Raw genomic sequence first — 2850 nt, 5'->3', positions numbered from 1 at the left:
CGGTGGCTGGCGGCCGGCGGGCAGATCGAGTTCCACGGCCCGTTCGGCGGGGTGCCGGGCTGCCGGCGGCGCGCGGCGCTGGGCGAGGCGGAACTCTCCTGCACCGGGCCGGAATGGTTCGCGCCGGCGCAGCGCGTGGCGTTCGACCGGCTCGGCCGGGCCTGCCGCCGGGTGTCGTGGGGCGACAATGCCTATGCCGCGGGGCTGCTGGCGCTCGGCGCGATCGACATCATCGCCGAGGCCGGGCACAAGCCGTGGGACTGGGCGGCGTCGGTGCCGATCGTCGAGGCGGCGGGCGGGGCGATGTGCGACTGGTCGGGCCGGGCGCTGCGGCTCGACGCCGAGACCGACGGGACCGTGCTGATCCTTGGCGATCCGTCGCTGCGCGACGAGGCCCTTGCCATTCTTCGAGGTGACTCTTGCTGATTGCCCATATTTCCGACCTGCATGTCCGCCCGGTCGGCCGGCCGGCCAACCGCGTGGTCGAGACCAACATGATGGCCGAGCGCGTGCTGCGCCGGGTGGCGACGCTGGATCCGGCGCCGGAGGCGATCGTCATCACCGGCGATCTCGTGGATTGCGGGCGGGACGACGAATATGAGGAGCTGAACCGGCTGCTCGACCGCAAGCTGCCATGCCCGGTCTATGTGGTGCCCGGCAACCACGACCGGCGCGAGGCGTTCCGCGCGGCGCTGGGCCATTTGCCGGGGGTGACGGCGGATCCGGACTTCGTGCAGTATTCCGCCGATATCGGCCCGTTCCGGCTGATCATGCTCGACAGCGTGGTGCCGGGGGCGGGGCATGGCGAGCTGTGCCCGCAACGGCTCGCGTTTCTGGATGCGGCGCTGGAGGCGGCGGCGGGACGCAAGGTGCTGATCGGGCTGCATCATCCGCCGGTCATCACCGGGGTGGCGGCGATGGACAGCATCATGCTGCGCTCGTCCGAGGCGCTGCTGGCGCGGGCGGCGGCGCACGGAAATGTCGCGGCCATTCTCTCGGGGCATCATCACCGCGCGATCCATGCCGCGCATGGCGGCACGATGCTGTTGAGCGTGCCGGCCGCCGCGGGGCACCAGAGCGAGATCACCTTCGATCCGAAGGCGCGGGCCTATTTCCATCTGGAGCCGGGCGGCATTTTCCTGCTGCGCTGGACCGAGCCGGAGGGGCTGACGGCGATGCTCGACAGCGTGGGCGATCTGCCGGGGCCGTATCCGTTCGTCGTCGAGCCGGAGTATCCGGGCATGCGGCGGGCCGGCGCGGCCACCTGAGGCGGAGCGGGTCAGCCGGCGGCGAGGTCGAGCTCCCAGGTTTCGCTCTGGACCGGCTTGTCGAACTCCTCGTGGGTATGGACATCGACGATGCGGAACCCGTGCGCGGCGTAGATGCGGCGGGCGCTTTCAAGCACGGTGTGGGTCCATAACGTCATCCGCCGGTAGCCGGTCTCGCGGGCGAAGCCGACGCAGGCCGAGACCAGGGCGTTGCCGATGCCGAGGCGGCGGGCGAAGGGCTCGACATAGAGCAGGCGCAGGCGGCTGAGCCCGTCGCCCTCGTCGGTGAGGAAGACCGAGCCGGCCATGACGCCCTCCATCTCGGCGATCCAGCACTGTTCGCGCCCGGGCTTGAAGTTGCGCAGGAAGGCGGAGGTGACCTCGCCCTCGATCACCTCGATCTGCCGGCCCCAGCCATAGGTCTCGCGATAGATGAGGGATTGCCGCGCGGCGATCTGCCCCATGTCGCCGGGCCGGAAGGGGCGCAGGGCGAAGCGGCGGGTCGAAGGGTCGCCGAGCAGGATGCGGGCGAGGGTGAGGGCGCCGACCAGGTCGCGCTGCTGGGCGGGGGCGAGGCCGTCGAGCGTGGTGGCGACGGCGTTGCGCTGGCGGCTGTCGAGATCGGCGAAGACGTCGCGCCCCGCGGGCGTGAGCGCGATTGGCCGGCGCCGGGCATCGCCGGCGGCCGGGCTGCGGGTGATCCAGCCGCGCTCCTCGAAGCGGCGCAGCACGCGGCTGACATGGCCGGCGTTGACGCCGAGGGCCGCGCGCAGGTCGGCGGCCAGCGGCGCTTCCGCCTGGGCGATTTCATAGAGCAGCCGGGCTTCGCCGAGGGTGAGTTCGGTGCCGAGGAACCGGGTGTCGAGCGCGCCGACGAAACGGGTGAAGAAACGGTTGAACGCGCGGACGCCATCCATTGCGTTATCCATAATTAATAATGCCATGAATTGTTGACTTGAGCAACTATTTATTCGCGCACGGTCTTTCGAGGGCGAGACACCGTCAGTTGGCTCTCTGGCAGTTGGCTCTCTGGCGTTCGGCAGACAGCCATTTGGATCGGCATCCCGGGAGAGAGAAGGTGCCGAGGCGGCGGGGCGGATCGATTCGGATTCATTTTGAATAAAGATTTAGACATTACGATCTAAAAAAATATTAATACATCGTATTTCGTTACAATGTTAATGAAAGGTTACTGCCATCGCCATTCATCCTCGGATTTCCCCCGGGTTGAGCGGACGAAAACAATCATTGCAACTTGCAGGTGGAGCTTTCATGTCAAAGGCGTTCCGTAAGAAAGTGTTGGCCACGACACTGTATGTCCTGGGTTTGGGTTCGGTTCTGGCGCTCGCCGGATGCGGCTCCAGCCCTTCGGTGACCCCTGTGTCCGGCGCGGTTACCGGAGGAGGTTCATCCGGAGCGAAATCCAGCGGGGGAGGCACGGCGGGCGGAGGCACGGCGGGCGGAAGCACGGCGGGTGGCTCGACGGGTAGCTCGACGGGGGCTACAGGCTCGGCGGGGGCGACGGGCTCGGCGGGCGCCACGGGTGCGACCGGAGCAACTGGTGCTACGGGCGCAACAGGTG

The 2850-nt window shown here is 68.3% G+C and carries 3 protein-coding genes; 2 read left to right on the top strand and 1 reads right to left on the bottom strand.

Going from position 1 to position 2850, the window contains the following annotated elements; translation table 11 throughout:
- Both APM_RS01295 and APM_RS01290 read left to right on the top strand, forming a co-directional pair.
- A partial coding sequence (locus APM_RS01295) for an inositol monophosphatase family protein (RefSeq protein WP_007421548.1) occupies positions 1-426 on the top strand: 426 nt, incomplete at its 5' end.
- Positions 420-1268 carry a phosphodiesterase gene (locus APM_RS01290; protein WP_007421547.1) on the top strand — a complete coding sequence of 283 codons (849 nt, stop codon included), beginning with the start codon at positions 420-422 and terminating at the stop codon, positions 1266-1268. The genes APM_RS01295 and APM_RS01290, both read left to right, overlap by 7 nt.
- Positions 1269-1279: 11 nt before the next feature.
- Here APM_RS01290 and APM_RS01285 read toward each other — a convergent pair whose 3' ends face one another.
- Positions 1280-2185, bottom strand: coding sequence for a helix-turn-helix domain-containing GNAT family N-acetyltransferase (locus APM_RS01285; RefSeq protein ID WP_231295370.1), 906 nt, complete (start codon positions 2183-2185; stop codon positions 1280-1282).
- Positions 2186-2850: the final 665 nt, after the last annotated feature.

This window comes from Acidiphilium sp. PM (assembly GCF_000219295.1).
GTDB classification, from domain to species: Bacteria; Pseudomonadota; Alphaproteobacteria; order Acetobacterales; family Acetobacteraceae; genus Acidiphilium; species Acidiphilium multivorum.
The sequence above is the reverse complement of the archived record's forward strand: the minus strand, read 5'-3'. Positions and strand labels throughout refer to the sequence as shown.

Coding starts and splice junctions, on each gene's coding strand:
- APM_RS01285 (WP_231295370.1), bottom strand. CDS start 2,185: ATGGATGGCGTCCGCGCGTTCAACCGTTTCTTCACCCGTTTCGTCGGC.